The 26438-nt window shown below is 72.5% G+C and carries 26 protein-coding genes and 1 riboswitch; of the genes, 18 read left to right on the top strand and 8 right to left on the bottom strand.

What is annotated here, in order from left to right; genetic code table 11:
• The first annotated feature begins 87 nt into the window (after nucleotides 1–87).
• The gene (locus AB0C02_RS01165) at nucleotides 88–1260 is read left to right on the top strand and encodes a type VII secretion protein EccE (RefSeq protein ID WP_357539828.1); all 1173 of its coding nucleotides are present in this window, start codon (nucleotides 88–90) and stop codon (nucleotides 1258–1260) included.
• On the opposite strand, the gene eccD is transcribed toward AB0C02_RS01165, so the two are convergent.
• Nucleotides 1244–2641, bottom strand: a complete 1398-nt coding sequence (gene eccD, locus AB0C02_RS01160) for a type VII secretion integral membrane protein EccD (protein ID WP_357539826.1) — start codon at nucleotides 2639–2641, stop codon at nucleotides 1244–1246. The genes AB0C02_RS01165 and eccD overlap by 17 nt on opposite strands.
• A gap of 171 nt (nucleotides 2642–2812) precedes the next feature.
• Here eccD and eccCa point away from each other — a divergent pair, with 171 nt between their 5' ends.
• From eccCa to AB0C02_RS01130, 6 genes are all read left to right on the top strand, one after another.
• The gene (eccCa, locus tag AB0C02_RS01155; RefSeq protein ID WP_357539824.1) at nucleotides 2813–6778 is read left to right on the top strand and encodes a type VII secretion protein EccCa; all 3966 of its coding nucleotides are present in this window, start codon (nucleotides 2813–2815) and stop codon (nucleotides 6776–6778) included.
• A gap of 255 nt (nucleotides 6779–7033) precedes the next feature.
• Nucleotides 7034–7342 carry a WXG100 family type VII secretion target gene (locus tag AB0C02_RS01150; protein ID WP_357539822.1) on the top strand — a complete coding sequence of 103 codons (309 nt, stop codon included), beginning with the start codon at nucleotides 7034–7036 and terminating at the stop codon, nucleotides 7340–7342.
• A 28-nt stretch (nucleotides 7343–7370) separates the two neighbouring features.
• Nucleotides 7371–7649 (top strand): WXG100 family type VII secretion target, encoded by a 279-nt coding sequence (locus AB0C02_RS01145; protein WP_357539820.1) that lies wholly within the window; start codon nucleotides 7371–7373, stop codon nucleotides 7647–7649.
• Between the two features lie 76 nt (nucleotides 7650–7725).
• Nucleotides 7726–9189, top strand: a complete 1464-nt coding sequence (mycP, locus tag AB0C02_RS01140) for a type VII secretion-associated serine protease mycosin (RefSeq protein ID WP_357539818.1) — start codon at nucleotides 7726–7728, stop codon at nucleotides 9187–9189.
• Between the two features lie 40 nt (nucleotides 9190–9229).
• Nucleotides 9230–9790, top strand: a complete 561-nt coding sequence (locus AB0C02_RS01135) for a hypothetical protein (protein WP_357539816.1) — start codon at nucleotides 9230–9232, stop codon at nucleotides 9788–9790.
• Between the two features lie 17 nt (nucleotides 9791–9807).
• Nucleotides 9808–11154 (top strand): hypothetical protein, encoded by a 1347-nt coding sequence (locus AB0C02_RS01130; RefSeq protein ID WP_357539814.1) that lies wholly within the window; start codon nucleotides 9808–9810, stop codon nucleotides 11152–11154.
• 70 nt (nucleotides 11155–11224) lie between these two features.
• On the opposite strand, the gene mycP (AB0C02_RS01125) is transcribed toward AB0C02_RS01130, so the two are convergent.
• The gene (gene mycP / locus AB0C02_RS01125) at nucleotides 11225–12463 is read right to left on the bottom strand and encodes a type VII secretion-associated serine protease mycosin (protein WP_357539812.1); all 1239 of its coding nucleotides are present in this window, start codon (nucleotides 12461–12463) and stop codon (nucleotides 11225–11227) included.
• Between the two features lie 64 nt (nucleotides 12464–12527).
• Complete coding sequence (locus AB0C02_RS01120) at nucleotides 12528–12869, bottom strand: helix-turn-helix domain-containing protein (protein WP_357539810.1); 342 nt, start codon at nucleotides 12867–12869, stop codon at nucleotides 12528–12530.
• A 169-nt stretch (nucleotides 12870–13038) separates the two neighbouring features.
• On the opposite strand from AB0C02_RS01120, the gene AB0C02_RS01115 reads away from it, so the two are divergent.
• Nucleotides 13039–13656 (top strand): carbonic anhydrase, encoded by a 618-nt coding sequence (locus AB0C02_RS01115; protein WP_357539808.1) that lies wholly within the window; start codon nucleotides 13039–13041, stop codon nucleotides 13654–13656.
• Here the strand turns inward: AB0C02_RS01115 and AB0C02_RS01110 are convergent.
• Together AB0C02_RS01110 and AB0C02_RS01105 are read right to left on the bottom strand one after the other, a co-directional pair.
• Nucleotides 13653–14672, bottom strand: coding sequence for a hypothetical protein (locus AB0C02_RS01110; RefSeq protein ID WP_357539806.1), 1020 nt, complete (start codon nucleotides 14670–14672; stop codon nucleotides 13653–13655). The genes AB0C02_RS01115 and AB0C02_RS01110 overlap by 4 nt on opposite strands.
• A 3-nt stretch (nucleotides 14673–14675) precedes the next feature.
• Nucleotides 14676–14807, bottom strand: a riboswitch (cyclic di-AMP (ydaO/yuaA leader).
• A gap of 209 nt (nucleotides 14808–15016) precedes the next feature.
• A complete protein-coding gene (locus AB0C02_RS01105; RefSeq protein WP_357539804.1) occupies nucleotides 15017–15316 on the bottom strand; it encodes a metal-sensitive transcriptional regulator in 300 nt (99 codons plus the stop codon).
• A 96-nt stretch (nucleotides 15317–15412) separates the two neighbouring features.
• On the opposite strand from AB0C02_RS01105, the gene AB0C02_RS01100 reads away from it, so the two are divergent.
• The 4 genes from AB0C02_RS01100 (at nucleotide 15413) to AB0C02_RS01085 (ending at nucleotide 18351) form a co-directional block, all read left to right on the top strand.
• Nucleotides 15413–15616 carry a copper ion binding protein gene (locus tag AB0C02_RS01100; RefSeq protein WP_357539802.1) on the top strand — a complete coding sequence of 68 codons (204 nt, stop codon included), beginning with the start codon at nucleotides 15413–15415 and terminating at the stop codon, nucleotides 15614–15616.
• Nucleotides 15613–15810, top strand: a complete 198-nt coding sequence (locus AB0C02_RS01095) for a hypothetical protein (protein ID WP_357539800.1) — start codon at nucleotides 15613–15615, stop codon at nucleotides 15808–15810. The genes AB0C02_RS01100 and AB0C02_RS01095 overlap by 4 nt, the downstream gene beginning before the upstream one ends.
• A gap of 14 nt (nucleotides 15811–15824) precedes the next feature.
• Nucleotides 15825–18080, top strand: a complete 2256-nt coding sequence (locus AB0C02_RS01090) for a heavy metal translocating P-type ATPase (RefSeq protein WP_357539799.1) — start codon at nucleotides 15825–15827, stop codon at nucleotides 18078–18080.
• Nucleotides 18081–18177: 97 nt separating this feature from the next.
• On the top strand, nucleotides 18178–18351 hold the full coding sequence (locus AB0C02_RS01085) for a CsbD family protein (protein WP_357539797.1): 174 nt from the start codon (nucleotides 18178–18180) through the stop codon (nucleotides 18349–18351).
• Between the two features lie 9 nt (nucleotides 18352–18360).
• Here AB0C02_RS01085 and AB0C02_RS01080 read toward each other — a convergent pair whose 3' ends face one another.
• Nucleotides 18361–19620, bottom strand: coding sequence for a sigma-70 family RNA polymerase sigma factor (locus AB0C02_RS01080; protein WP_357539795.1), 1260 nt, complete (start codon nucleotides 19618–19620; stop codon nucleotides 18361–18363).
• Nucleotides 19617–19976, bottom strand: coding sequence for a YciI family protein (locus AB0C02_RS01075; protein ID WP_357540962.1), 360 nt, complete (start codon nucleotides 19974–19976; stop codon nucleotides 19617–19619). The genes AB0C02_RS01080 and AB0C02_RS01075 overlap by 4 nt, the downstream gene beginning before the upstream one ends.
• A gap of 216 nt (nucleotides 19977–20192) precedes the next feature.
• Between AB0C02_RS01075 and AB0C02_RS01070 the strand changes: the two genes are divergently transcribed.
• The 5 genes from AB0C02_RS01070 to AB0C02_RS01050 all read left to right on the top strand — a co-directional run bounded on the left by AB0C02_RS01070 (nucleotide 20193) and on the right by AB0C02_RS01050 (nucleotide 24013).
• Nucleotides 20193–21308: a hypothetical protein gene (locus AB0C02_RS01070; protein WP_357539793.1), complete on the top strand. Its 1116-nt coding sequence runs from the start codon at nucleotides 20193–20195 to the stop codon at nucleotides 21306–21308.
• 290 nt (nucleotides 21309–21598) lie between these two features.
• On the top strand, nucleotides 21599–22942 hold the full coding sequence (gene iscB, locus AB0C02_RS01065; RefSeq protein WP_357539791.1) for an RNA-guided endonuclease IscB: 1344 nt from the start codon (nucleotides 21599–21601) through the stop codon (nucleotides 22940–22942).
• The gene (locus AB0C02_RS01060; protein ID WP_357539789.1) at nucleotides 22939–23256 is read left to right on the top strand and encodes a hypothetical protein; all 318 of its coding nucleotides are present in this window, start codon (nucleotides 22939–22941) and stop codon (nucleotides 23254–23256) included. The genes iscB and AB0C02_RS01060 overlap by 4 nt, the downstream gene beginning before the upstream one ends.
• Nucleotides 23257–23262: 6 nt before the next feature.
• The gene (locus AB0C02_RS01055) at nucleotides 23263–23640 is read left to right on the top strand and encodes a YbaB/EbfC family nucleoid-associated protein (RefSeq protein WP_357539787.1); all 378 of its coding nucleotides are present in this window, start codon (nucleotides 23263–23265) and stop codon (nucleotides 23638–23640) included.
• A gap of 1 nt (nucleotide 23641) precedes the next feature.
• A complete protein-coding gene (locus tag AB0C02_RS01050; RefSeq protein WP_357539785.1) occupies nucleotides 23642–24013 on the top strand; it encodes a YbaB/EbfC family nucleoid-associated protein in 372 nt (123 codons plus the stop codon).
• 31 nt (nucleotides 24014–24044) lie between these two features.
• On the opposite strand, the gene AB0C02_RS01045 is transcribed toward AB0C02_RS01050, so the two are convergent.
• A complete protein-coding gene (locus tag AB0C02_RS01045) occupies nucleotides 24045–25280 on the bottom strand; it encodes a DUF2786 domain-containing protein (RefSeq protein WP_357539783.1) in 1236 nt (411 codons plus the stop codon).
• 270 nt (nucleotides 25281–25550) lie between these two features.
• Between AB0C02_RS01045 and AB0C02_RS01040 the strand changes: the two genes are divergently transcribed.
• On the top strand, nucleotides 25551–26417 hold the full coding sequence (locus AB0C02_RS01040; protein ID WP_357539781.1) for a DUF3152 domain-containing protein: 867 nt from the start codon (nucleotides 25551–25553) through the stop codon (nucleotides 26415–26417).
• The last annotated feature ends 21 nt before the right edge of the window (nucleotides 26418–26438 follow it).

The following is a 26438-nucleotide window of genomic DNA, read 5'->3' as shown; positions in this document are numbered from 1 at the left end:
CGTCGACGGTTCACCGGGACCCCGCCCGGGCCTCGGCGACGCACCGAACCGGCGGATGCCCAGGATATCCAGAAGGGACGCTCACCGATGACCCAGGTCCAGGCGCCAACCGGTCGTACGGCCACCGCCTCCGCCGTGCCCGAGGACCGGCCGGTCACCCCGGCCGACCGGCGTAGGCGCGGTCGGCTCGGCCCGGTCGTCGTCGGTCAGCTCGTGGTGCTGGAGTGCGCCGCGCTGGCCGTCTGGCTCGCCACCGCCGGCCCGGCCTGGGTGCTCGCCGCCGTCGCGTCACTGGCCGGGGCGGCGGTCGTCGCCGCCTTCGCCCGCAGAGGCGGCCGCTGGTGGTACGAGGACCTGGTGCTCCGCCGCCGGCTGCGTCGGCGGCGGGACCGCGCGCGGGGCGCGGTGCCCTCCGGCGACCCGCGGCTGGCCGCGCTCGCCCCGGACCTGACCGTCGTCGAGCTGACCGAGCGGGGCACCCGGCTCGGCATCGGCCAGGACGACCGGGGCTGGTTCGCCGCGGTCGCGCTGACCGGCCGGCCCGGCGCACCCGCCGGATCCGTCGAGACGGCGGTGGTGGACCGGGCCCTCGCGGTGCTCGCCGACTTCACCGGGCCGGTCACTCAGACCCAGGTCGTGTCGCACACCCTGGTCTGGTACCCGGCGCCGGGTGCGGCGCCGGCCGCCCACCGCACGGTCTGGGTGGCGCTACGACTCTCGGTCTCCGACGCCCGCGCCGAGACGGTGAGCCGGGGCGGTGGGCTGCGCGGGGTGCACCGTACCGTCGCGACCGGGATCGGCCGGCTCGGCAAGGCGTTGAACGCTGCCGGCCTCGGCCACCGCGTCCTGGGCCGCGACGAGCTGCACGCGGCGGTGGTCTCCGGTGCCGGTCTCGACCTGGCGCCCGAGTCACCGGTCGAGAGCTGGACGAGCCTGCGCGGCGGCGGCTGGACCCAGCGCTGCCTGGCGCTGCGGGTACGCCCCAACGGGTCGCTGGGCGCGCTGGTGGACGCGGTGACGGCCACCTCGGCGCCGTCGCACACCGTCGCGGCGATGGTGCTCTCCGGCGGGCGGCAGGTGCCCCCGCTGCTGCGGGTGGCGGCGATGGACGGTCACGCCGAGGCACTGGTGAAGGTCGTCCGGGACGTGGCCAAGCGCAGCGGCGTGCCGGCCCGCCCGCTGGACGGGCAGCACGGGCCGGGCGTCTACGCCACCGCGCCGGTCGCCACCGCCATGGGCACCGTCACGGTCGAAGACTGACGATCCAGCCGTAGAGGCCGCAGACCCAGGCGGCCATCGGCACCAGGGCGACGATCAGCAGGATCTCGACGATGTCGAGGAGCCGGCCCCAGACCGGCGAGATGCGCTTGCCCGCCACGGTGAGGCCGTAGATCAGGCTGATCACGGCCGCCAGCAGCAGGCCGCCGAGCACCAGCCCGAGCCGGACCGGCAGCTGCCCGGCACCGAAGGTGGCCGCGGCGGCCAGCCCCAGCCCGACGGCGCCGGCGAGGAGCACCGGGGTGCGCTGGGCGCGGCCGGTGAACGGCCGGGCCCGCAGCAACGACAGCAGGGCCAGCAGCAGGCAGAGCAGCACCGCCGGCAGCCGCCCGTTGCCGGCGAGCACCACCTGGCCGCCGAGCACCAGCAGCGACACCGTCCACAGCAGACCGGTGAGGAACGCGTCGGCCCGCTCGCTGTTGCGCAGTACCTGCGGGCCGTCGACCGATTCCGTGTCGGTCTTCAGGTCGTCCGGCCCGGTCGGAATCGACGGCACCGGCAGTCGGGCCAGCCGGTAGGCGACCATCGGCAGCGCCGGCAGGGCACCGAACGCGACGGTCGCGACCACTCCCGCGGCGGCCGCCGCGCCGATACCGAAGGCCAGGCAGAGCACCGCGCCGAGGCCGACGGCCGTGCCCACCGCCACCGCCCCGAGGAACAGCGGCAGCCGGTCGCCGACGGCGAGCGCGGCCACGGCGCCGAAGAGCACCACCGCGGTCGCGGCCAACAGCAGGTGCGGGCTGGCCAGGTCGGTCAGCTTCCGGTCCCCGGCGAGGACCAGCAGGCCGCCGATCGCCGCGTAGCCGAGGCCACCCATGGCCAGCACCGCGCCGGTCCGGCTGTCGCCGGCCGCCCGGGACAGCACCGCCGCGCTCACCACCAGGGCGACCGCGACCACGAGCGCGGCCAGCGCGCCGGGCAGCTGCGGCGGACCGGCGAAGAGTGCCGCCGCCGTGCCGGCCGTCAGAGCCGCCCCGGCGAAGAGCACCGCGAAGCCGCGGGTGGTGCCGACCTGCCAGGTGCCGGGGCGCTGGTTGGTGGCGGTGGCGACGGCGTCCACCACGTCGTCGAAGACGATCTCCGGGGCCGCGGCGGCCCGGGGGTTGAAGTAGAGCACCTCGCCGTCGCGCACGCCGAGCTGAGCCGGGGTACGGCCACCGTCAAGCGGCTGCCCGCCGAGCCGGGAGAGGCTCCATCCGCCGTGCCGGACGCCCTCGTCGGCGAGGTCCTCACCGGCGTACCGCAGCAGCGTGGGCAGCAGGTCGGCCAGCGGCACGTCCGACGGCACCGCCAGGTCCATCCTGGTCCGCGGCGCCACGATGGTGATCCGGCTCAGCCCGCCGGTCGCGGTCTTCGTCGCCACTGGGGCCTCCTCGTGCTCGCCTACGATCCACCTCGGCCGGCGGCGCCGTCGCGACACGGGTCCACGACGCCTCCGGGAGATTACCTACGATGGCGGACGCACGGGTTGCCCACCCGACGTCCGGATGGGTGGCTGGACCGCGATCAGGGCCGTTTCTGGGGAGGAGACACCGTGAGCACGGTGGTGTTCCGCCGGCTTCCGCGTCAACCGGGGCCCGCGCTGCCACGCGGCGAGGTGCTGCTGGAGTCCCCGCCCGAGCTGCCCGAGCAGCAGCCGCGCGGCATGGGCCAGGTGTTGATGATCCTGCCGATGCTCTGCGGCGTCGGCGCGATGGCCTTCCTCTACGCCGGCCGCCAGGGCGGCATGATGACGTACATCGCCGGCGGTCTCTTCGGCGTCTCCATGCTGGGCATGGCGATCGGCACGCTCAACAACGGCGGCAACGACAAGGCCGAGTTGAACGCCGAGCGGCGCGACTACATGCGTTACCTGGCTCAGATGCGCAAGCGCACCCGCCGGGCCGCCGAGCAGCAGCGGGCGGCAATGACCTGGCGTCATCCGGAGCCGGACGCGCTCTGGTCGATCGCCTCGTCGCGGCGGCTGTGGGAGCGGCGGATCACCGAGGACGACTTCGGCGAGGCCCGGATCGCGCTCGGCCCGCAGCGGCTGGCGGTGGAGATCGTGCCGCCGGAGACCAAGCCGGTGGAGGATCTGGAGCCGATGAGCGCGATCGCGCTGCGCCGGTTCGTCCGGGCCCACTCCAGCGTGCCGGACCTGCCCACCGCGCTTTCGCTGCGCGCGTTCAGCCGGATCGCGCTGCGCGGCGACCGGGAGCCGGTGCTCGACCTGATCCGGGCCGCGCTGGGCCAGTTGGTCACCTTCCACGCCCCGGACGACCTGATGGTGGCGGTGGTGGCCGCGCACGACCGGCAGCCGGCGTGGGACTGGGTGAAGTGGCTGCCGCACGGCCAGCACCCGGGGGTCACCGACGCGGCGGGTGCCCGCCGGATGGTCTTCGCCAGCCTCGCCGAGGCGGAGGCGGCGCTCGCCAACGAGCTGGCCGGTCGCCCCCGGTTCGCCCCGGAGGCGAAGCCGCTCACCACCGCCGCGCACCTGGTGGTGGTCCTCGACGGTGGCGAGGTCGCGCCGACCTGCGCGCTGATGGGCTCGGGCCTGCTCGGCACCACGGTGATCGACCTCTCCGGCACCGTGCCCCGCGACGCCGGTCGCTGGCTGCTCTGCCTCGACGCCGGCGACGGCAGCGGGCTGGACCTGGTCCGGGGCTCGACGTCGTCCCGGCTCGGCAGGCCGGATCGGCTCAGCGCGGCGGCGGCCGAGGGGCTGGCCCGGCAGATCGCCCCCTACCGGCTCTCCCAGCAGCAGGGCGCCAGCACGGAGGAGCCGCTGGCCCGCAGCATGGAGCTGCCGGACCTGCTGGGCATCGGCGACGCGGCCAGCGTGGACGTGCAGCAGACCTGGCGGCCGCGCAGCCACCGGGACCGGCTGCGCATCCCGCTCGGTGTCGGGCCGGACGGTCACGTGGTCGAGCTGGACTTCAAGGAGTCCGCGCACGAGGGCATGGGACCGCACGGCCTGGTGATCGGCGCGACCGGTTCCGGCAAGAGCGAGTTGCTGCGTACGGTCGTCGGGGCGCTGGCCGTGACGCACTCCTCCGAGGAGCTCAACTTCGTCCTGGTCGACTTCAAGGGTGGCGCCACCTTCGCCTCGCTGGACGCGTTGCCGCACACCAGCGCGGTGATCACCAACCTCTCCGACGAGCTGCCGCTGGTCGACCGCATGCGCGACGCGCTCGCCGGCGAGATGAACCGCCGCCAGGAGGTGCTCCGGGCGGCCGGCAACTACGTGTCCCGCTACGACTACGAGAAGGCCCGGGCGGCCGGCGAGCGGCTGGAGCCGATGCCCAGCCTGCTCATCATCTGCGACGAGTTCAGCGAGCTGCTCGCCGCCAAGCCGGACTTCATCGACCTGTTCGTGATGATCGGCCGGCTCGGCCGGTCACTCGGCGTGCACCTGCTGCTGGCGAGTCAGCGGCTGGAAGAGGGCAAGCTTCGGGGACTCGACACCCACCTGTCGTACCGGATCGGTCTGCGGACCTTCTCCGCCGTCGAGAGTCGGATCGTGCTCGGTGTGCCGGACGCGTACGAGCTGCCGAACGCGCCGGGGCACGGTTACCTCAAGACCGACACCACCACCATGCTCCGGTTCCGGGCCGCGTACGTCTCCGGGCCGTACCGGGCACCCGGCCAGGTGCAGCGGTCCACCCGGGCGCAGGTGCAGCGGCGGCTCGTCCCGTACAGCATCGACTACGTGCCGGTGCCGGCCCTGCCGAGTCCGGCGGAGACCGCGCCGGAGCCGGAGCAGTCGGCCGACGGCAAGGCCGTGGCCATGCTGGACGTGCTGATCGACCGGCTCAAGGGGCGGGGCCGCCCGGCGCACCAGGTCTGGCTGCCGCCGCTGGCCGAGCCGTCGGGCCTGGGCGAGCTGCTGCCGCCGCTGAGCGTGCACCCGACGTTCGGCCTGTGCACGGCCGACTGGCCGGGGCGTGGCCGGCTCGCCGTGCCGGTCGGCATCGTCGACCGCCCGTACGAGCAGCGGCGCGACCCGATGATGATCGACCTGTCCGGCGCGGGCGGCAACGTGGTGATCGTCGGGGCCTCGTTGAGCGGCAAGAGCACCATGCTGCGCTCGATGCTCGCCTCGCTGGCGCTCACCCACACCCCACGCGAGGCGCAGTTCTTCTGCCTCGACTTCGGCGGCGGCGCGCTGCGCAGCCTGGAGGGCCTGCCGCACACGTCCGGTGTGGCCGGCCGGCGGGACACCGAGGCGGTCCGGCGGACCGTGGCCGAGGTGGTCGCGCTCATCGACGAGCGGGAGTTGCGCTTCACCCAGCACGGCATCGACTCGGTGGCCAGCTACCGCCGTCGGCGTGCGGCCGGTGAGTTCGCCGACGACCCGTTCGGCGACGTCTTCCTGGTGATCGACGGCTGGAACACCCTGCGCCAGGAGTACGAGGAGCTCGAGCAGACCATCACCAACCTGGCCAACCGGGGGCTGGGTTTCGGCGTACACGTGGTCATCACCGCCGTGCGGTGGGCGGAGATCCGGATCAACATGCGGGACCTGCTCGGCACGAAGCTGGAGCTGCGGCTCGGCGACGCCGCCGAGTCGGAGATCGACCGGCGGGCCGCGCAGAACGTGCCGGTCGGCACGCCCGGCCGCGGTCTGACCCACGACAAGCTGCACTTCCTCGCCGCGATCTCGCGGATCGACGGCAAGCGTGACATCGAGGATCTGACCGAGGCGTCGATCGCCCTGGCCGGGCACGTGGCGACGAACTGGCCGGGCCGTCCGGCGCCGAAGGTACGGCTGCTGCCGCGCAAGCTGCCGGTCGGCGAGCTGGCGAAGGTGATCGACCGGTCGGTCCCGGGCATCCCGATCGGCGTCAACGAGTCGGCGCTCGCCCCGGTCTACCTGGACCTGGCCAACGAGCCGCACCTGACCGTGTTCGGCGACGCCGAGTGCGGCAAGACCAACCTGTTGCGGCTGATCGCCCGGGGCATCACCGAGCGGTACACCCCGGCCCAGGCCCGGCTGGTCATCGCCGACTACCGGCGCGGCCTGCTGGGTGCGGTGGAGGGCGACCACCTGCTTGACTACGCACCGTCCAACCAGGTGTTCAGCCAGGGGTTGGGCTCGATCCGCAGCGCCCTGCAGAACCGGTTGCCCGGCCCGGACGTGACCACCGCCCAGCTGCGCGACCGGAGTTGGTGGAAGGGCCCGGACCTCTACATCCTGGTCGACGACTACGACCTGGTCGCCTCCGGCGGCAACAACCCGCTCAGCGCGCTGCACGAACTGCTGCCGCAGGCCCGGGACATCGGCCTGCACGTGATCATCACGAGGCGGGCGGGTGGCCTGGCCCGCGCCCTCTACGAGCCGGTGCTGCAACGCCTGCGCGAGCTGGACTCGCCGGGCCTGCTGATGTCCGGCAACCGCGAGGAGGGTGCGATCTTCGGCAACCTGCGGCCGAGCCCGCAGCCGCCGGGCCGGGGCACCCTGGTCCGCCGCCGTGACGGCCAGCAGCTGATCCAGACCGCCTGGACGGAGCCGGCGTGACGGGGCGGACACCGAGCGAGCCGTCCTGAGGGGGTTGTGGACCGCCCGGGTGGCGCCCGTCCACGTCGTACCGTCGAGGTCGTGGCTTTTTTCGTTTCTGACTGAGCCATCAGTCCGATACGGATCCAGGGCTGCATGGCTTGGGCCTCGTCCGCTACGGTTCGGAGTGAAGTGTCCGTCGGTGGGGTGTGCCTGCCTTGCCGCGGGGGAGGGCGCGGCGGATTCGCCGCCACAGATGACGGAAGGGTGTGAAGCATGGCGTTCGAGGTCAGTTCAGCGACTCTGCACACCGCCGCGAGTGACGTGCGGTCCACGCGCAGCGACGTCGACGGCGAGCTCAAGAAACTGTGGAACGTGGTCGACGACCTGGCCATGGCCTGGAAGGGTCAGGCGTCCACGGGCTTCCAGAACCTCATGCAGCGCTGGAACGAGGACACGGTCAAGCTGCTCACGGCGATGGACAACATCGCCGACCTGCTCGACAAGTCGGGCACGACGCACCAGGTCAACGACGAAGAGCAGCAGCAGATGCTGGACAAGTTCCACGCTGCTTTGAACCCGTGACCAGCCGAGACGAGCAGGGGAGGAACTCATGACCATCAAGGTTGACTACGCGGTCCTCGAGAGCGCCAACCAGCAGATGCAGTCGATCTCGCGCACGATCGACGAGAAGCTCGACACGCTCCGCTCGATGCTGACCAGGCTCGAGTGGGACGGCCAGGACCGGGCCGCGTACGAGCAGCACCAGGCCCAGTGGGACGCTGCCGTGCGGGACATCAACCGGGTGCTCAACGAGATCGGTGGCGCGGTCGGCATTGCGCGGGAGAACTACGTCTCTACCGAGATGAGCAACGCCAAGGTGTGGGGCTGAGATAATTCGGCCGATTCGGCTCCGGTCCGGCTCGGCCGGGCCGGAGCCGCGCTGTAGTTGAGATCCTGGGAGTGCCATGGGTACGGGGAAGCACCGCCGATCACTGCTGCGTTCCGCTGCCGCGGCGCTGGCGCTGGTCGTCACCGCCAGCACCGGTGTGCTGCTCGCCCCGGCCCCGGCCCGTGCGGACACCGTACGCGGTCTCCAGTGGTATCTCGACACGCTGAAGATCTCACAGGCGCACAAGCTCACCCGCGGCAAGGGTGTCGTGGTGGCGGTGGTCGACACCGGGGTGTACGCCGCTCATCCCGATCTGAAGGGTCAGGTGCTGCCCGGCAAGGGGCTGGGCGCGGGCGTCCCCGCTGACGGCCGCGACGACCCCGACCGGGAGGCGGGTCACGGCACCCTGATGACCGGCATCATCGTCGGCCGCGGCGGTGACAGCATGCATTTGCTGGGCATCGCTCCCGAAGCCAAGGTCCTGCCGGTCGGCCTCGGCTCGGACAGCCGTGACCGGGACCTCGCCGGGGGTATCCGCTGGGCGGCTGATCACGGCGCCGACGTGATCAACGTGTCGATCGTGGAGGGCACGACCGCCGACCCCGACACGGTGGAGGCGGTGCGCTACGCGCTCGGCAAGGACGTGGTGGTGGTCGCCGGCGCCGGCAACCTCTTGCAGGGCATGCACGGCGTGCAGTCGCCGGCCAACATTCCGGGCGTCATCGCGGTCGGCGGCAGCGATCGTCGCGGGGGCGTCTGGTCCGGGTCGACCTTCGGCCCGGAGATGGTGCTCAGCGCTCCCGCCGAGCGGATCATCAGCACCACGCCCCCGGGCGTTACCGCAAACAACTACGGGATCGGTGACGGCACCAGTGCGGCCACCGCAATCGTCTCCGCGGCCGCGGCGCTGGTGCGGGCGCGTTATCCCGATCTCGACGCGGCCAACGTGGTGAACCGTCTGATTCGCACCGCACGGGACGCCGGAGCGCCCGGACGGGACCCCGAGTTCGGCTTCGGTGTGGTCGACCCGGTCGCGGCGCTGACCCGGTCGGTGCCGGCGGTGACCAAAAATCCGCTCCTCGCCGATGCGGGGCCGGAGCCGTCCTCGACCGCCGACAAGGGCGGTGCCAAGAAGGACGACGAGCCGATGGTCACCTTCGGCCTCGCCAAGGGCGCCGGCCCGATCATCCAGACCGTGCTCTGCCTGCTGGTGGTCGTGGGGCTCGTGGTGGCGCTGGTCCTGGTCAGCCGGCGTCGTCGTCGGACGGCGCGGACCCCAGCCGGTCCGCAGTTCGGCCCTGGCCAGGCACCACCCGGCTACGGTCCGCCGCCCGGCTATGGCCCGCCGCCGGGATACCCTCCGCCGCCCGGCTACGGCCCGCCGGCCCCTACCGTCCAGCCGCCGAACGCCGGAGCGCCAAGCTTCGGGCCACCGCCGGGCTACCCGCCCGCCCAACCGCATTCGTACCCGCCTCGGCCGCCGGGCCAGCCGATCGCACCGCAGCAGGCCGCGCCGCCGACCGGGCCTGACCAGCGCTGACGCCGGCGCCACGAAGCACCACCAGGGGAGGAGGACGGAGATGGGCTGGGAACTCAGCCACAACGTCAGCAAGGACCCGGACCGGATCGAGCAACGGTACACCGTGCCGATGCCGGTGAATCCGCTCGTGCCGTTCGGCGACGTGCGGGGGGTCAGCCTCGACCGGGTCGGGGTAGCGCAGGCCCACACCCCCTCCGCGCTGGTCGCCGGCGAGGGCGAGCAGGGAGTGCAGACGGAGTGGGACGCAGACAGCCTCGACTCGGCGGTCGACTGGCTTGAGGCGCACGCCTTCTACCTGAACAAGCTCTCCTACGACATGGCCGCCATCAAGACGGAACTCGGTGGAGATCAGGCCCTGGCCGGTGACGGTTCGCTCGGCGGTTTCGGGAACGCCAAACTGCTGGCTCAGGAGCACAACAAGCTCTACGGCAGCACCGAGCAAGGGCTGCGCTCCCTCTCCGAGAGCCTCTACGCGGCAGCCGACGCGCTGCGCGAGGTCAAGCGGAAGTACGAGGATGCCGAGCACGCCAACACCATGTCGGCGCAGGAGATGCAGCAGGCATTCGCCAACGCCGCTCGCGGTGACAGCGGGAAAGACTGAGCGGGGAGAACGGGGAGATGGCGGATTGGGAGCAGATGGCCCGCGAGGTGCTGGTGGCGGGCCGCCCGGACAAGGTGGAGAACGCCGCGCTGGGCTGGAAGGAAATGCTCAAGAACATCGGGTCGGTCGAGGAGAGCCTCCAGCAGAACGTCAAGGACCTCGGCGCGGTCTGGAAGGGGCCGGCGTACGGGGCTTTCAAGACGCACATTGAAGGGCTGGCCAAGCAGGCCGGCGGGCTCGTGGACGCGGCAGAGAAGCCCGGCCACGGTCGGGTCAGCATCGTGACGACCCTGGAGACGGCGGCCACGCAGCTCCAGGAGGCGCAGAGCAAGATGCCCGTCCCGGCCGCTTGCGTCGGGGACATTCTGGCCGCGCGGAACGGCCAGATCATCCTTGGCGCCGGGATCTTCGAGGCCCGGGTGAAGGCCGATCTGATGGCGAGCTGGCCGGTGGAGAAGGTCGGCCAGCTCACCGACTGGGTGAGCGGCTGGTTCTCCGACCAGGAGGGCGAGGCGCGGAAGGTCTACAACGAGGTCGACAACCACTTCCAGGATCGGGCCAGGGAGACCCCGGGAGGCCGCGACCGATCCGCCGTCATGCCGACCCCCGACACCCCGGATCTCGACCAGCCGAAGCCCGGCCGGCCCAGTGTCCCCGACCTGGGCCGGGACCCGGGCGGCGGCAAGCCGAGCATCAGCCCGGGCAAGGTGCCCACCACCGACCTGGGCCGCCCGGACATCGGGCAGAGCACCCACCCCGACCTCTCCTCCGGCACCGGTTACAACCCGTCCACCGGCACCGGATACACCCCCGGCACCGGTTACAACCCGTCCCCCGGCACCGGGTACACCCCTTCCCCGGGCACGGTGGGTGGCGGCAACTACGGCACCGGGCTGGCCGGTGCCGGCGGCACCCCCACCACGCCCGGGCTTGGTTCCGGCTTCGGTTCGGGCGGTGGCCTGTCCGGTGGCCTGGGCGGCGGCAGCGGCCTGGGCGGCGGTGGGGCAGCGGGCCTGGGCGGCGGTGCCGGCATCGGCAAGCCGGTGAGCCCCGGCATGCCGCCGATGATGGGCGGCGGTATGGCGGGTGCGGGCGGTCGCGGCGCGGGTGGCCGGATGGGTGCCGGAAAGGGCGGCGCGCCTGGGATGGGTGGCATGGCGGGCGGCGGCGGTCGCCGCGGCGCCGGCGATGCCCGGGGCGGTGCGGGCACTCGGGGCGCGGGTCCGCGCGGCGGCATGGCCGGTGCGGGCCACGGCGGTGGCGCTGGATACGGCGAAGAGGACACGCCGCGCAACAACTGGCTGGAAGAGGACGAGGACGTCTGGGGTTCGGACTCCGGCGGAGCGCCGGGCATCCTGCGCTGAAGCGGCGACCTGGCATCGTCCACATCGTCGCGGACGGCGCCCGGTCCGGGCCGGCGGAGGGCCGGGTGCCTCAGGCGTCGGCCGGTTCGGAGCGCCGTCCCGGTCGCCAGCCACGGCGACGGCCCAGGGCGAGGACGGGCCGGGCGACGAGCAGGGTCGCGGCCAGCAGCCCGCCAACGGCAGCCGCCCAGATCGCTACGGTGCGCTGCCAGCCCAGCGGGTCGGCCGGGGCGCTCGGCGTCGGCATCGCTGCGAGCGGCGGGTCGGTGCGCGTGCCCAGCAGGCTGGTCACCGCCCGGTACGGGTTGACCATCCCGTAGCCAACTTCCGCGTTGTGCCCGTCCGGCGGGTTGTCGGCGGTCCGCGTCAGCCGGTAGGCGACCTCCTTCGGCGTGAGGCCCGGGTGGGCGGCGCGGACCAGGGCGGCCACCCCGGAGACGTACGCGGTGGCGAAGCTGGTGCCGCCCTCGGCCTCGTAGAGGTATCCGGACCCGCCGGGCGCCGGTCCGACGATGTTCAGACCGGGCGCGGCGACGTCCACGTAGCTGCCGGTGACCGAGCTGCCGACATGCTCGCCCTTGTCGTCGATCCCGGCGACGGCGATGACCCCCGGGTACGCGGCCGGGTACGCCGGCTGGTCCTGCTGGTTCTCCTGCCGGTTGCCGGCGGCGGCCACCACGATCACCCCCTTGTCGAGGGCGTGGTCGACGGCCTCCTTCAGCGCCGGGTCGTCCAAGGTGACCAGGGACAGGTTGATCACGTCGGCCCCGTGGTCGGCCGCCCAGCTGATGGCCGCGCCGATCTGGGCCGGGATCGACTCGTCGAAGGTGCGCTGGTTGTCGGCCAGCACGCGTACCGGCAGGATCTTCGCCTCCGGGGCGATCCCGCTGTACGGCGTGTCGGTGCCCTCCCGGCCGGCGATGATGCCCGCGATCAGGGTGCCGTGACCGACCAGGTCGCACTGTCCGTTGAACTGCACCAGGTGGTTGAAGTCCGCGCCGTCGAGCACCCGGCCGCGCAGCAGCGGGTGGCTGGGCGAGACGCCGGAGTCGATGACCGCCACGGTGACCCCTGCGCCCCGGGTGACCCGCCAGGCGGCGGCCGGGTCGAGCCGGTCCAGCGCCCACGGCCGCTCGGTCGGCGCGGGGTTGCCGGCCGGGCCGCACCTCGGCGCGGCGACGGCGGGGGTAGGCGCGGCCAGGCCGACGCCGAGCAGCGCCGCAGCCGTCGCCCCACAGAGGACGGACCGGATCTGGTGTCCGGTACGGACGCTCACCGACGTCCCGTCCGGCTGCAAGCTGTCGCGCACCCGCTGAGATTACCGTCGCCGCCCCCGCCGTGGATGGCGGGAGCGTGGCCCGCGGGTGTGGGCGTCAGGCTTCGGCGGCGGAATCGGTGGCGGGCTCGGTGGTGAAGAGGGCGAGCAGGGCGCCGACCTGCTGGTCGGCCTCGGCCGGGTGACGGAAGTGGCCGCTCGGGTTGATCGTGTATTCGTTGCGCCGCCCCACCCGGGTGCGGCGCAGGTAACCACCGGCTTCCAGGTCGGCGACGATCGCCTGGGCGGCCCGCTCGGTCACCCCCACCTCGTCGGCCACGTCCCGCAGCCGCGCGGTCGGGTTGCGCGCGATGGCCAGCAGCACGTGACCGTGGTTGGTGAGGAAGGTCCAGTTTCGGCCGCTCCCGTTCTCGCCCGTTGTCGTCGCCATGGTGGCCATGGTAGGGCCCCGGCCGGGGTCGCCCGCTCCTGCGATGGCCAACACATGAAATCTGTATCACGCAAATCTTGACGTATCTCGGGCCTGGGTGTGACCGTGGGTTTTGCGGCCCTCTCCGCCGCCGACCGGGCCCGACCCGGTCGTATCGCGTGAGGACGAGGTGACTGTTGTGACGCCGACCACTCCCGATCAGGCGCTCGGCGAGCTGTACGCCGGCAACCGTCGTTTCGTCACCGGCGTACCCCGTCACCCGAACCAGGATGCCGATCACCGGGCCGCGGTCGCCGACGGTCAGCACCCCTTCGCGGTGATCGTCGGCTGCTCCGACTCCCGGCTCGCCGCCGAGATCATCTTCGACCGCGGCCTCGGGGACCTCTTCGTGGTGCGGACCGCCGGCCACACCGTCGGCCCCGAGGTGCTCGGCAGCGTCGAGTACGCGATCACCGTGCTCGGCACCCCGCTGGTCGTGGTGCTCGGCCACGACTCCTGCGGAGCGGTGCAGGCCGCCCGCGAGGCGGTCGCCACCGGCACCTCTCCCGCGGGGCACCTCGGTGCGCTGGTGGAGGCCGTCGTGCCCAGCGTGCGCCGGGCGGCCCGACAGGGAATCGAGGACGTGGACGGGATCGTCGACATCCACATCGCGCAGACCGTGGAGACGCTGCTGGCCGGGTCCGCCGTGCTCGCGGAGCGGGTGGCCGGCGGCCACTGCGCGGTGGCCGGCATGTCGTACCGGCTCAGCGCGGGCGAGGTGCGGACGGTGGCCGAGATGCCCGCCGGCACGCCCTAGAGCAGCGACATGTGTACGTGGTCGGTGTGGTTGGACGGCCCGCTGTAGGACTTCCAGCCGGTCGCCGGGAACCAGATCTGCCGGTTCCAGATCACGTAGTAGATGCCCAGCCGGTCGGCGTTGCGAATGAGGAAGGCGGCGACGTTGTTGCCGTACATCCGCATGTCGTCGTTGTGCCAGGGCGAGAAACCGCTGTTCTGCAGCGACCAGTCGCAGGCCCGGCCCTTCGGGTGCTCCCACGGCCCGCCGGGGCGGTAGCAGCTCACGAAGCGGTTGAAGCCGGCCCGCTTGACCTCCTTGTAGGCGTGCAGGGTGCGCGGGGTGATGTAGCCCGAGGTGGTGGGGTCCTTCGCAGTGCGTGACTCGGGCTTCCACGTCCCGTCGGAGTTGCGACCGGGCCCGATCCGGGCGACCGGCGAGGTGGCCGAGACCAGGCCGCCGGTGAAGCCGCGGCCACCGACCAGCGCCAGCGACTTCTCCGCCTCGGCCTTCGCGCGGGCCATCGCGTTGGTCTGCTTCAGCTGCTCGCGTACCTCGGCGTCGAGCGCGGTCTTGGCCTGCTCCGCGCGGGTCTTCGCCTCGTTGATCGCCGCGAGCTTCTGCGCGTTGACGAGGTTCAGCTCGTCCAGGCCGGCGGCCCGCTCGACGAACGCGTCGGGGGTGTTGCTCTCCAGCAGTACGGCCAGTACGCCGATCCGGCCGGTGCGGTAAGACTGCGCGGCGATCTGGCCGACCTGTGGGCGCAGCGCGTCGAGTTCGGCCCGCGCCGCGTTCACCTCGAGGGCCAGTTGAAGCTGGCGCTTCTCCGAAGCCTTGAGCTTTGCCTTGGCCTGGAGATAGGCGCGGTTCGCGGCGTCGATGACGTCCGTGATGAGCGGAGGGTCGTCGTCCTCCTCGTGCCCGGACGGGTTGGGGCTGGGGGGCGCGGCCGGGGCCGGGATCGGCCCGGCGACGATGGCAAACGCGGTCAGCACGGCCACCACGGGTGTCAACCAGCGGCGCAGGGGTGCCGTCACAATCGTTCCTTCCTTCGACCGCCGACCGGGTTAGCTGCCGGGTTCGGGGCGGAACTGGCCCCTACCGCTCGCGCGGATTCACCCCAGGTACCTGGTTCCCCGGCTCGCCCTCGGGCGATTGGGCGGCGGCACCGCAGGCGCCGATGCGCGCCTTCGGCGGTGACCGGCAGCGACGTTACCTGAGAGCCCCTGCGTCGATCTACGCCCGGAAGCCGGCCAATAGCGCGATTTCGTCGTAGCCCTGCGTGATCAGTATCGCGTTGGAAATCGGTGGTTACGCTGCGCAGCGTCACCATGCAACCTGCGTGCTGCCGTCCGGGCTTCGGCCCGGCCCCGGCTCCTGGTCAGCCGCGTTTCATCAGCCGGCCGACGGCGGCCATCATCTCGGTGGCCATCTCGTCGGCGCGGCCCTCGGCGGCACCCTCCCGCATGCAGTGCCGGGCGTGCCCGTCGAGCAACCCGAGGCCGACCTTGTCCAGGGCGGCCTGGATGGCGGAGATCTGGGTCAGCACGTCGATGCAGTAGCGGTCGTCCTCGACCATCTTTTCGATGCCGCGGACCTGGCCCTCGATACGGCGGAGCCGCGCGAGCAGCTGTTCCTTGCTGGCGGTGTAGCCCCGGGTCGGGGTCGTCGGTGCGGTCATGACGTCGAGGATAGCGTACCCCTAGGGGGTATGGTACGTTCGCTGTCGGGGGTCGATACCCCCACCGGGTAGCGGTAATGGAAGGAAAAACTCGCGATGGTTACCACCACGTACCAGGTGCAGGGCATGACCTGTGAGCACTGCGTCAAGTCGGTCAGCGCCGAGGTGGGCGCGATCCCGGGCGTCAGTGACGTCCAGGTCGACCTGGCCGCCGGCAGTGTCACGGTCACCAGCGAGGGCCCGTTGGACACGGACGCCGTCCGCGCCGCCGTGGACGAGGCCGGTTACGACCTCCAGTGAACACGGTGACGAAGGTGGGCGGTTTCATCCTCGGCCTCGTGGCGGTGTTCGGCACGGCGTACGGGGTCGGCCAGCTGACCGGCCCCGTCACGCCCGCCGTCGAGACCCGCCACGACGCCACCGACCCCGGCCACCCCGGCGATGGGCGGTCCCCGGACGCCGAGCATGGCGTCCACGATCACGGGCACAATTGACCGGAGGTGCCGCGATGACATCAACCGCTTCGTCCCTGCCGCTCGCGCCGAACCTGATCGAGCTCACGATCGGCGGCATGACCTGCGCCTCCTGCGCCGCCCGGATCGAGAAGAAGCTCAACCGGATGGACGGCGTCGAGGCCACGGTCAACTACGCCACCGAGAAGGCCGCCGTCCGGTACGCCGACGACGTCACCCCGGCCGACCTGATCGCCACGGTGGAGAAGACCGGCTACACGGCCGCCGTGCCACCGCCGCCAGCCCAGGCCCCGGCCGAGGCGCCCGCCGAGCCGGCGGACGAGCTGGGCGGGCTGCGTACCCGGCTCTGGGTGTCGGCCGTGCTGGCCGTGCCGGTGATCCTGCTCGCCATGGTGCCGGCCTGGCAGTTCACCTCCTGGCAGTGGGCATCGCTGACCCTGGCCGCACCGGTCGTGGTCTACGGCGGGCTGCCGTTCCACCGGGCCGCCTGGATCAACCTGCGGCACGGCGCGGCGACCATGGACACCCTGGTGTCGCTCGGCACGCTCGCCGCGTTCGGCTGGTCACTCTGGGCGCTCTTCCTCGGCGACGCCGGGATACCCGGAATGACCCATCCGTTCCGCCTCGACATCACCCGCACCGACGGCGCCGGCAACATCTACCTGGAGGCGGCGGCCGGGGTGACCGTCTTCATCCTGGCGGGGCGCTACTTCGAGGCCCGGTCCAAGCGGACCGCCGGGGCCGCCCTGCGGGCGCTGCTCGAACTGGGCGCCAAGAACGTCGCGGTGCTCCGCGACGGGCAGGAGACCCGGATCCCGGTGGACCAGCTCGCGGTCGGCGACCGGTTCGTGGTCCGGCCGGGCGAGAAGATCGCCACCGACGGCGTCGTCGAGGAGGGCACCTCGGCGGTGGACGCCAGCATGCTCACCGGCGAGTCCGTGCCGGTCGAGGTCGGGCCCGGTGACACCGTCGTCGGGGCCACCGTCAACGCCGGCGGCCGGCTGGTCGTCCGGGCCACCCGGATCGGCGGCGACACCCAGCTCGCCCAGATGGCGAAGCTGGTGGAGCAGGCGCAGACCGGCAAGGCGGCCGTGCAGCGGCTCGCCGACCGGATCTCCGGGGTGTTCGTGCCGATCGTGATCGCGCTGGCCGTCGGCACGCTGGGCTGGTGGCTCGGCGCCGGAGGCGGGGCGACGGCCGCCTTCACCGCGGCGGTGGCTGTGCTGATCATCGCCTGCCCGTGCGCCCTCGGCCTGGCCACCCCGACCGCGCTGCTGGTCGGCACCGGGCGGGGCGCCCAGCTCGGCATCCTGATCAAGGGACCGGAGGTGCTGGAGTCCACCCGCCAGGTCGACACCGTGGTGCTGGACAAGACCGGCACCGTCACCACCGGGCGGATGACCCTGGTGGAGGTGCTTCCCGCCGCCGGCCAGGACGCCGACGAGTTGCTGCGGCTGGCCGGCGCGCTGGAGGCGGCCTCCGAGCACCCGATCGCCCGGGCGGTCGCCGAGGGCGCGGCACAGGTGGGACCGCTGCCGGCGGTCACCGGCTTCGCCAACGCCGAGGGGCTCGGCGTGACCGGGTCGGTCGACGGCCGGGACCTGGTGGTCGGGCGGCTCCGGCTGCTTCGGGAGCGAGGCCTCGACGTACCGGAGGCGGTCGTGCAGGCTGCGGCCGACGCGGAGGCCGCCGGGCGGACGGCGGTCCTCGCCGGCTGGGACGGCCGGGCCCGTGGCGTGCTCGCGGTGGCCGACGTGGTGAAACCGACCAGCCGGGCCGCGGTCGCGCGGCTGCGCGAACTGGGGCTTGCCCCGGTGCTGCTGACCGGTGACAACACCACGGTCGCCCGGGCGGTGGCCGCCGAGGTCGGCATCGATCAGGTGATCGCCGAGGTGCTGCCCGCCGACAAGGTGGACGTGGTGCGGCGCCTCCAGGCCGAGGGGCGGACGGTCGCGATGGTCGGCGACGGCATCAACGACGCCGCCGCGCTGGCCCAGGCCGACCTCGGGCTGGCCATGGGTACCGGCGCCGACGTGGCGATCGAGGCGTCCGACCTGACGCTGGTCCGGGGCGACCTGACGGCCGCGGTAGACGCCATCCAGCTCTCTCGCCGGACGCTGCGCATCATCAAGGGCAACCTGTTCTGGGCCTTCGCCTACAACGTGGCGGCCCTGCCGCTGGCCGCCGCCGGCCTGCTCAACCCGATGATCGCCGGTGCCGCGATGGCCTTCTCGTCGGTGTTCGTGGTGGCGAACAGCCTCCGGCTGCGCCGTTTCCGCCCGGCCGCCTGAGCTGGCGCGTCGCGTCACCTCTGTGAAATCGGCGATTGAGTGGCCGGATGGCGGGGTATCTCCATCGCGTCACGGAAACCGCTGAGTGGAGGTTCCCATGGGCATGGATGACAAGATCAACAATGCGGCCGAGAAGAGCGCCGGCAAGATCAAGGAGAGTGCCGGCCGGGCCACCGACAACGAGCGTCTCGAGGCCGAGGGCCGCGCCGACCAGACCAAGGCCAACCTCAAGCAGGCCGGTGAAAAGATCAAGGACGCCTTCAAGAGCTGACGTACGTTCCTACGCGCGCCTGGCCGGCACCCCGCCGACCAGGCGCGCGGCGCGTAGCTCCAGATAGCGCTGCTCGGGCCGGCTGGTGGTCGCCCGCGCGGCGGCCAGGTACGACTCCCGCGCCTCGTCGCGCTCGCCGGCCAGCTCCAGCAGGTGCGCGCGGACGGCGGCGAGCCGGTGGTGCCCGGCGATGCGCTCGTCGGCGGCCAGCGGCGCCAGCAGGGCGAGCCCGGCCCGGGGGCCGTCCACCATGGCCACCGCGGCGGCCTGGTTGAGGGTGACCATCGGGTTCGGTGCGATCCGGGCGAGTACCCGGTAGAGCCCGACGATCTGCTGCCAGTCCGTCTCCGCCGCCGTCGACGCCTCGGCGTGCACCGCCGCGATCGCCGCCTGCACCTGGTACTGCCCGGGTGGCGACCAGGTCAACGCCGCGGTCACCAGGGCGATCCCCTCCTCGATCTCCCGCCGGTCCCAGCGGGTGCGGTCCTGCTCGGACAGGGGGACCAGGTCCCCGGCCGGGCCGGTCCGGGCGGCCCGGTGCGCGTCGGTGAGCAGCATCAACGCCAGCAGTCCGGTGACCTCGCCGTCGTCCGGGAGCAGCCGGTGCAGGTCCCGGGCCAGCCGGATCGCCTCGCCGGTCAGCTCAGCCCGATGCAGCTCACCGCCGCTGGAGGCGGTGTAGCCCTCATTGAAGATCAGATATAGGACGTGCAGCACGGCGCGCAGCCGCTCGTCGCGGTCGGCGGCCGACGGCAACACGAAGCGGGCGCCCGCCGCCTCGACCCGCTGTTTGGCGCGGCGGATCCGCTGGCTCATCGTCGCCTCAGGCACCAGGTATGCCCGAGCGATCTCCGCCGTGCTCAGCCCGCCGACCGCCCGCAACGTGAGCGCCACCTGGGCGGCGCCGGTGAGCGCCGGATGGCAGCAGAGGAACAGCAGCTTCAGCGTGTCGTCCCCGGTCGGCGGCTCCTCGTCGGCGGCCGGTGCGACCGCCGCGTACGCCGGCTCCCGGATCGCCACCGCGACCTCGCGGTTGCGGCGGGCCCGCTCACTGCGCCACTCGTCGGTGAGCCGGCGGGTCGCCACGGTGACCAGCCACGAGCGGGGGCGGTCCGGGATGCCCTGCTCCGGCCACTGGGTGGCGGCGGCGACCAGCGCCTCCTGGACGGCGTCCTCGCACGCGTAGAACTGGCCGTGCCGGCGGACGAGCACGCCGAGGACCTGCGGCGCGAGGCTGCGCAGCAGGTCCTCGACGCGCGCGGATGTCACATCTCCGCCCCGGCCTGGTGCATCAACGCGCGGATCTCCAGCGCACCGAAGCCATGCCGCACGTCCGGCCAGTTCGCGGCGATCTCCGCGGCCCGCTGCGGGGTCTCGCAGTCGACCATCAGGTAGCCGGCGAACTGCTCCTTGCTCTCCACGAACGGCCCGTCGGTGATCTCGACGCCACCGGCCTGGGGCCGGACCGTACGGGTCTGCGACGGGTGGGCCAGCGCCTCGCCGCCGACCAGTTCCCCGGACTCGGTCAGCTCCTTCATGATCACGTCGACCTCGCCGAAGATCGCATTCCGCTCCTCCTCGGACAGCCCCTCGACGAAGCCGGGCCGGTTCCAGATCAACAGCATGTATTTCACGGGTTTCTCCTCGGGTACGGACCACCGGCGGTGGCGCTTCTCGTGGTACGGGTCGGAGCCGGGACGTCCGATCCGACATCTTTCCCGAGAAATGTCAGCGACCGGGACGCACCGCGCGGCGCGTCTCGGCCGGATGACCGGCCTGCGGACGGGTGGCCAGAGTGATAACGTCCAATATCCACGCTGGACTCGCGGGGGGAGCGCAGATTGACGACGTCGGTTGAGACGGAAACCCTGCGAGGCGCGGCCGAGTCCTACCTGTTGTACGGCAAACAGCTGCACGACGACGTGGCCAACTCGCTGCCCAGGTGCTCGATCCCGGGCACGGCGATTCCGACCCCCGACTGCGGGTTCACCGCGACATACTCGGCCGCCTACACCGCCGCTGACCTCGGCGCACGGGCCTGCGCCGACGTGTTCACCTCGATCGGTAACGCCCTGCTCCGGGTGGCGAACCACTACGACGGCCAGGAGGCCGAGAACGCCAAGATGTTCGGCGGCAAGCCGATCCCGGCGCCTTCCTTTCCCGTGCCGCGCGAGATGTCGACGTCGGCGAGCGGCGGCGAGGCGGCCCGGTTCGTCGCCATGGAGGGCGGCATCGTCATCGCGCTGGAGACCGCGACCGTCGGTTTGATGATCGCCGCCGCCGCGATTCCGGCGCTCTTCGTCCACTTCGCCGGCATCGCCGCGCTGGCCCTGCTCAAGGACCCGATCCCGTATTTCGACGCTGCTGGCGGCTGGGGCGAGATGGAGCAGCACCTGTCGCTCGCCGCCGCGCAGGCCCTGCCGCTCGCCGAGCGTGTCGTAAATGAGGCGAAGTGGGCGGGTGACGGCGCTGCCGCGTTCGTCAACTACGTCGCCAATCAGTTCGGTCCGACGGTCGACCAGCTCTCCTCGCTGGTCAGCGAACTCAAGAACCAGTGCATGGCGATGGGCGTAATGATGTCGCTCGCCGACACGAGTTACCTCGTGGGCACCGCCGTCATCACCTGCGGGCTCATCGCCGCCGCCCTCGACCCGGAGCCGATCTCGCGCGAGACGCTCGGCTGGACGCTCTCGGCGCAGTATGTGCTGGAGGTCGGCGGCCTGATCGTCGAGGTCGCCGGCACCGCCACCGCCGTGGCGCTGACCAGCGGCGCGATCGTCAGTGAGACGCAGAAGCTCAACGGATACTTCGGGCAGCAGAGCGACCACATGACCGTCAACTCCGCCGCGCTCACCCCCCAGCGGATGACCGAGATCCAGACGTGGGAGAAGGGCGGCTGGACGAACGACAAGGTTCCCTACCCCGCGAAGCAGCCGTCGTCAACTTCTCGGCCCTGAAGGACCGAGCTTGCTCGGTCCTTCAGGGTGGTTGACCAGCCCTAGGAACCTCTGGAAGGGAGGTGACTACGTTGCATACAGGTCGGAAGACCCACTCCGGGGTGCTTCCTCAGCCCCGGACCCTGGAATCCGTGTCAGCAGACACGGCCCCGAGAAGCCACGAAACGGGACACGGACGCCGCACGGCAGCCGGTGTGCGACATGGGCGAGGGGAGACCGGCGTGAGCCGGCGTCACCCGGCACCCGCCTCGGCGGGGACCGGCGAGGGCCGTGAGGCCCACACTCATCCGGTGGTGTTCGTGGTTGACCGACATCACCGGCCGCTGCAACCATGCGGCCCGGCGCGGGCCCGGAAGCTGCTCGCCTGCGGCCGTGCGGTGGTGCACCGGCACACCCCGTTCGTGATCCGGCTCAAGGACCGTGAGGTCGCCGACTCGCAGGTGGGCGGGGTTGAGCTCGGCGTTGACCCGGGTTCGAAGTTCACCGGTATCGCCGTCTTCCGCGCCGACAACGACGTACGTACGGGTCTGTTCGCGATCGAAGTCCGCCACAGGGGCGGGCAGATTCGTGACAAGCTGGCCGCTCGCGCTGCGGCCCGCCGTGGCCGCCGGTCACGGAACCTGCGCTACCGGGCACCCCGGTTTCTGAACCGCCGCAAGCCGGACGGGTGGTTGGCGCCGTCGCTGCGGCACCGGATCGACAACACCATGTCCTGGGTCCAGCGGCTGCGCCGGTGGGCCCCCGTGACCGGCCTGCATGTGGAGCGGGTCGCGTTCGACACCCAACTCATGCAGGACCCGGACATCGCCGGGGTCGAGTACCAGCACGGCACCCTGCACGGGTACGAGGTACGTGAGTATCTGCTGGCCACGTGGGGACGCACGTGCGCTTACTGCGATGCCACGGGGGTGCCGTTGAACATTGACCACATCGTGCCGCGTTCGCGGCGCGGCTCGGACCGGGTGTCGAACCTGACCCTGGCCTGTGTGCCGTGCAACCAGGCGAAGGGCGCCACCCCGGTCGACGTTTTCCTCGCGGACCGGCCCGCTGTGCTGGCCCGGATCCGACGCCAAGCGAAACTGCCGCTGCGGGACGCCGCGGCCGTGTCGGCAACCCGGCGGGCGCTGTGGCAAGCCCTAGCGGCCACCGGCCTGCCGGTGGAGGTAGCCACCGGCGGGCGCACCAAGTGGAACCGGCACCAGACCGGCGCGCCAAAAACCCACACCCTCGACGCCCTCCACGTCGGGACCATCACCGCCGTGCGGTCCTGCCCGGGGCAGGTGCTGGTCGCCGCCGCGACCGGACGCGGCTGCTACGCCCGCACACGCTGCGACCGGTACGGATTTCCCCGGCTGCGGATGCCAAGGAGCAAATCGGCGTACGGGTTCCAAACCGGCGACTTGGTGCACGCTGTCGTACCCGCCGGCAAGAACAAGGGCCGGCACGTTGGTCGGGTCGCTGTGCGAACCACCGGGCGCTTCAACATCCGCACCAGCCACGCCCTTGTGCAGAGCATCCATCAACGGCACGTCCGACTGCTGCAACGCGCCGACGGATGGGCCTACACCCGAGAGGAGGAGCGGCGTTTCCTCCCGACCCTGAACGGCCGGGTTTCCACGCGGCAACGCGGATGACGGACGTCCGCACCCAACGTAACCGCGTCCTGGCCCAGGTGCTGCCGCTGCTCGCACTGGCGTTGGTCGTCTCCGGCGTCGCGGCCTACCTGCTGCTCGGCCCGTCCGAGGTCGCCGGCTGGATCGTCGCCGCGGTCGGCCTGGCGATCGCCGTCGCCGCGATCGTGCTGTTCCACCGCTTCCCGACCGCCGAGGCCCGCAAGCTGTACCCGCCGGGCCAACTCGGCCTCGCCCGGGTCGGCTTCTGGTGGCTGGCGGCGCTGTCGCAGGGGCCGGCCTTCATCGCGCTGACCCTTCTCATGGACCGGAGCTGATCACCCGTGAACGAGTTCGTCGAACGGTTCCTCGAGACCAGCGAGCGCTACTATCGCAGCGAGAGCGCGCCGGAGAAGCTCACCGAGGCGGCACGCGACTTCCAGGCCGGCCTGACCGAGCTGATGAGCCAGACGGCGTCGGCGACGGACCAGCGCGGCTACGTCGATGCGACGGTCTCCCTCGGCCGCAAGGTCGTCAAGACGCACATCAGCCCCCACGCCATGCGCGACCTCGACGCCTGGGAGCTCGGCGAGGCGTGCAAGGAGGCGATCGCCGAGGCTCGGCTGGTCGCCGCCGAACAGTTCAAGGCCCAGGTGGGCGACTTCCCCGACCGGTTCAAGCACCTCGACCCGGCCGAGCTTGTCCGCAGGAACAGGGTGTGACATGACGACAAGGGACCCGCACGAGATCGTCGAGGCGCTGCGCAACCTGGTTGACGACCCGGAAGGCCTCCAGCGCCGCGTCCAGGGCGTCGTCAGCGACGTACAGGGCGAGACCTTCACCGGCACCGCCCTCGACGGTGCCGTCACCGCCACGGTCAGCGGCCTCGGCGCCCTACAGTCGATCGAGATCAGCACCATGGCGAAGCGCACCACCGACAACCTGACCCTCGGCGACGCCGTCACCGAGGCGGTCGCTGCCGCAGAGCACAATGCCCGCGCCACCCTCGTCAGCCGAGTCGTCGGTGACGCCATGCGCCAGCGCTTCGGCGTTCTCCTCGACGAATCCCGCCTCCGCCGGCTCATCCCCGAGTAGCCCGGTCCCTTGCCGCCGATCCTTGGCCCGGTCAGTGGCCTCGGCGAATCGGCCGGCGTGCCGGAGCGCCGACGTCGAGCGAGGCCCGGTCGGCGGCGGAGGTGCCCGAGCTCCAGCCTGCGGCGTCGCGCACCTGGAGTCGGTGCCGGGTGACGCCGGGAAAGAGCTGGTCGACGCGTTCCCGGACGGCGTCCGAGCGGGCGGCGAGCACCGGCAGCAGCCGTTGGCCACCCGGCTCCTCGGCCGCCTCCTGGTCCGCCGCCGCGGTGGCCGTCCGCAGCCGTTCCCCGATCCGCAGCGCGAACGCGTTGAGGAACGACTCGTCGTACGCCTTGGTGCGCCGGCCGCTGCCCGCCCGGCCGCTGCCCGCCCGGCCGTTGCCGGCGTGGTGCTCCGCCCGGCCGCGCAGCATTGCCGCGGTCGCCTGCACCAGCAGCGAGGTGTGCAGCAGCTCGACCGCCGCCAGGTCGGCGGGGAAGCCGAGCACGGTGGCGAAACCGAGGTCGTCGGACCACACCGACTCGCACCGGTTCGCCGCCGCCACCTCCTGGATCAGCAGTGCCTTGGCCGCCGCGTACGGGGCGTCGGTGCCGAGCCGGACGCCGCTGGGCTGGTCCGGCCGTTCGGCGGTCGCGTCGAGCAGCGCCGCGTCGATGCTGTGCCGGGCCATCAGCTCCTGCGCCTTCCCGGTGAGCGCCTCCGCCTCGGCCGGGAAGGTGGTCGACTCGGCCTTGGCCAGCAGCGCGCGTACCCGGTCCAGCATCCGCGACCCGCTGGCCGAGACGGCGGCGCGTGGGGCGGCGGCCGGGCCGCCGGGTGGCGGGCGGAGTACCGCGATCGGTGGCAGCCCCTCGACGAGCACCAGCGCGTCGACGGCGTCCCGCAGCGCGCTGATCCGGTCGCCCTCGGCCCGCCGGTCCAGCCATTCGGCGTCGCCGTCCCACCGCGCGTCGAGCTCGGCCAACTGGTCGTCGAACCACGGCGGAACCGGGCCGGGCTGCTCCCGGCGCTGGGCGGCCAGCCCGTCGCGGAGCAGCCGCGCGCCGCGCGGCGTCAGCCGCCGGGTCACGATCCGGTCCAGGTCGACCGGCTGCCAGCCTCGTGGCCAGAGTCGCCCCAGGCCGCGGACCAGGCGGGCGAGCAGCGCCGCGTCCGCCGCCGGACCGTCGGCGACCACCAGCCGGTCCAGCGCGCGCTCGGCCTGGCGTACGTCGGTGCCGCGCGCCGCCGCGAGGGCGTCGGCGAGCAGTTGCTCCGCGTCCGACACGCGTGGGCCTCCTCTACTCCGGGGCACCTGACCGGATCGCCGGGCGAGGCCCACATGATCCACTGGGGGTGCGGCAAATCGGGTTGTCGTGCAAAATGGGACGCCGCGAGATGACGCCGGTCGTACCGGCCGCCGCGGGGCCGCCCCAGAAGGAACGGTACCGGCGGGCCGGGCACCGCCGGCGGTGAGCGCCCTCACCTCGGGCGATCAACCGCCCGGCCCGGCGTCCGTACTCCCGGCAGACCGAGACGAAGTGGATCGGAGATCGACGTGGGCAGGCGGGCAAGGCGGGACCGGGGTCTGCACCGGCGTCGCGCGTCCCGCGCGGGCTCCCTGCCGTTGCTGGCGCTGGTGATCGCGGTCGGGCTGGCCGCCGGTGGCGCGTACGCCATCCGGCGTGGCGCCGCCGACCTGTTGGCCACCGCGGGCACCCCGACGACCGTCCCGTCCCGGACGACCACCGCCGGCACCCGACCGGACGCCTCGCGTCCGGCGTCGACCGCGCCCGTCCCGGCCGCCGGTCGGGTCGCCCCCGCGCCGAAGATCACCTACCCGCCCCAGGGCACGGGCGGCTTCCGCACCGCCACCACCTCGGGCAAGGTGGCGGGGCGCGGCGGCCGGCTGCTCCGCTACCGGGTGGCGGTGGAGGGGGGCATCCGCAACGTCGACGTCGAGTCCTTCGCCCGACAGGTGGAGACGATCCTGTCCGATCCGCGTGGCTGGACCGGCGGCGGCGAGTGGCGGCTGCAACGGGTCGGCCGGGACGACGCGGCCAATTTCACCGTGCTGCTGACGACCCCGGTGACCCGGGGACAACTCTGCGCCGACACCACCGACCACTACACCTCATGCCGCGTCGGTGACCGGGTGGTGATCAACGTGGCTCGCTGGGCCCACGGCGTGCCGTATTTTCCCGATCTCGGCCAGTACCGCCAGTATCTGATCAACCACGAGGTCGGGCACCGGCTGGGCCGGGGTCACGAGCGCTGCCCCCGGGCCGGCGGCCCGGCGCCGGTGATGCAGCAGCAGACGCTCGGCCTGCACGGCTGCACCCCGAACGCCTGGCCCCGGGTCGACGGCGCGCTGCACACCGGCCCGAGCGGCCAGTACGCCGACCCGATCCCGCCGGAGGCCTGAGCCGCCTCGAATATCCCGGTG

This window comes from Micromonospora sp. NPDC048999, assembly GCF_040649295.1.
In the GTDB taxonomy this organism is placed as follows: Bacteria; Actinomycetota; Actinomycetes; order Mycobacteriales; family Micromonosporaceae; genus Micromonospora.
The sequence above is the reverse complement of the archived record's forward strand: the minus strand, read 5'-3'. Positions and strand labels throughout refer to the sequence as shown.

Excerpts from the sequence above, each read along its gene's own strand:
- AB0C02_RS01085 (WP_357539797.1), top strand. The coding sequence starts at position 18,178 with ATGGGCATGGATGACAAGATCAACAATGCGGCCGAGAAGAGCGCCGGC.
- AB0C02_RS01100 (WP_357539802.1), top strand. The coding sequence starts at position 15,413 with ATGGTTACCACCACGTACCAGGTGCAGGGCATGACCTGTGAGCACTGC.
- AB0C02_RS01090 (WP_357539799.1), top strand. The coding sequence starts at position 15,825 with ATGACATCAACCGCTTCGTCCCTGCCGCTCGCGCCGAACCTGATCGAG.
- AB0C02_RS01130 (WP_357539814.1), top strand. The coding sequence starts at position 9,808 with ATGGCGGATTGGGAGCAGATGGCCCGCGAGGTGCTGGTGGCGGGCCGC.
- AB0C02_RS01150 (WP_357539822.1), top strand. The coding sequence starts at position 7,034 with ATGGCGTTCGAGGTCAGTTCAGCGACTCTGCACACCGCCGCGAGTGAC.
- AB0C02_RS01075 (WP_357540962.1), bottom strand. The coding sequence starts at position 19,976 with ATGCTGTTGATCTGGAACCGGCCCGGCTTCGTCGAGGGGCTGTCCGAG.
- AB0C02_RS01135 (WP_357539816.1), top strand. The coding sequence starts at position 9,230 with ATGGGCTGGGAACTCAGCCACAACGTCAGCAAGGACCCGGACCGGATC.
- AB0C02_RS01120 (WP_357539810.1), bottom strand. The coding sequence starts at position 12,869 with ATGGCCACCATGGCGACGACAACGGGCGAGAACGGGAGCGGCCGAAAC.
- AB0C02_RS01060 (WP_357539789.1), top strand. The coding sequence starts at position 22,939 with ATGACGGACGTCCGCACCCAACGTAACCGCGTCCTGGCCCAGGTGCTG.
- mycP (WP_357539818.1), top strand. The coding sequence starts at position 7,726 with ATGGGTACGGGGAAGCACCGCCGATCACTGCTGCGTTCCGCTGCCGCG.
- AB0C02_RS01145 (WP_357539820.1), top strand. The coding sequence starts at position 7,371 with ATGACCATCAAGGTTGACTACGCGGTCCTCGAGAGCGCCAACCAGCAG.
- AB0C02_RS01105 (WP_357539804.1), bottom strand. The coding sequence starts at position 15,316 with ATGACCGCACCGACGACCCCGACCCGGGGCTACACCGCCAGCAAGGAA.
- AB0C02_RS01165 (WP_357539828.1), top strand. The coding sequence starts at position 88 with ATGACCCAGGTCCAGGCGCCAACCGGTCGTACGGCCACCGCCTCCGCC.
- AB0C02_RS01050 (WP_357539785.1), top strand. The coding sequence starts at position 23,642 with ATGACGACAAGGGACCCGCACGAGATCGTCGAGGCGCTGCGCAACCTG.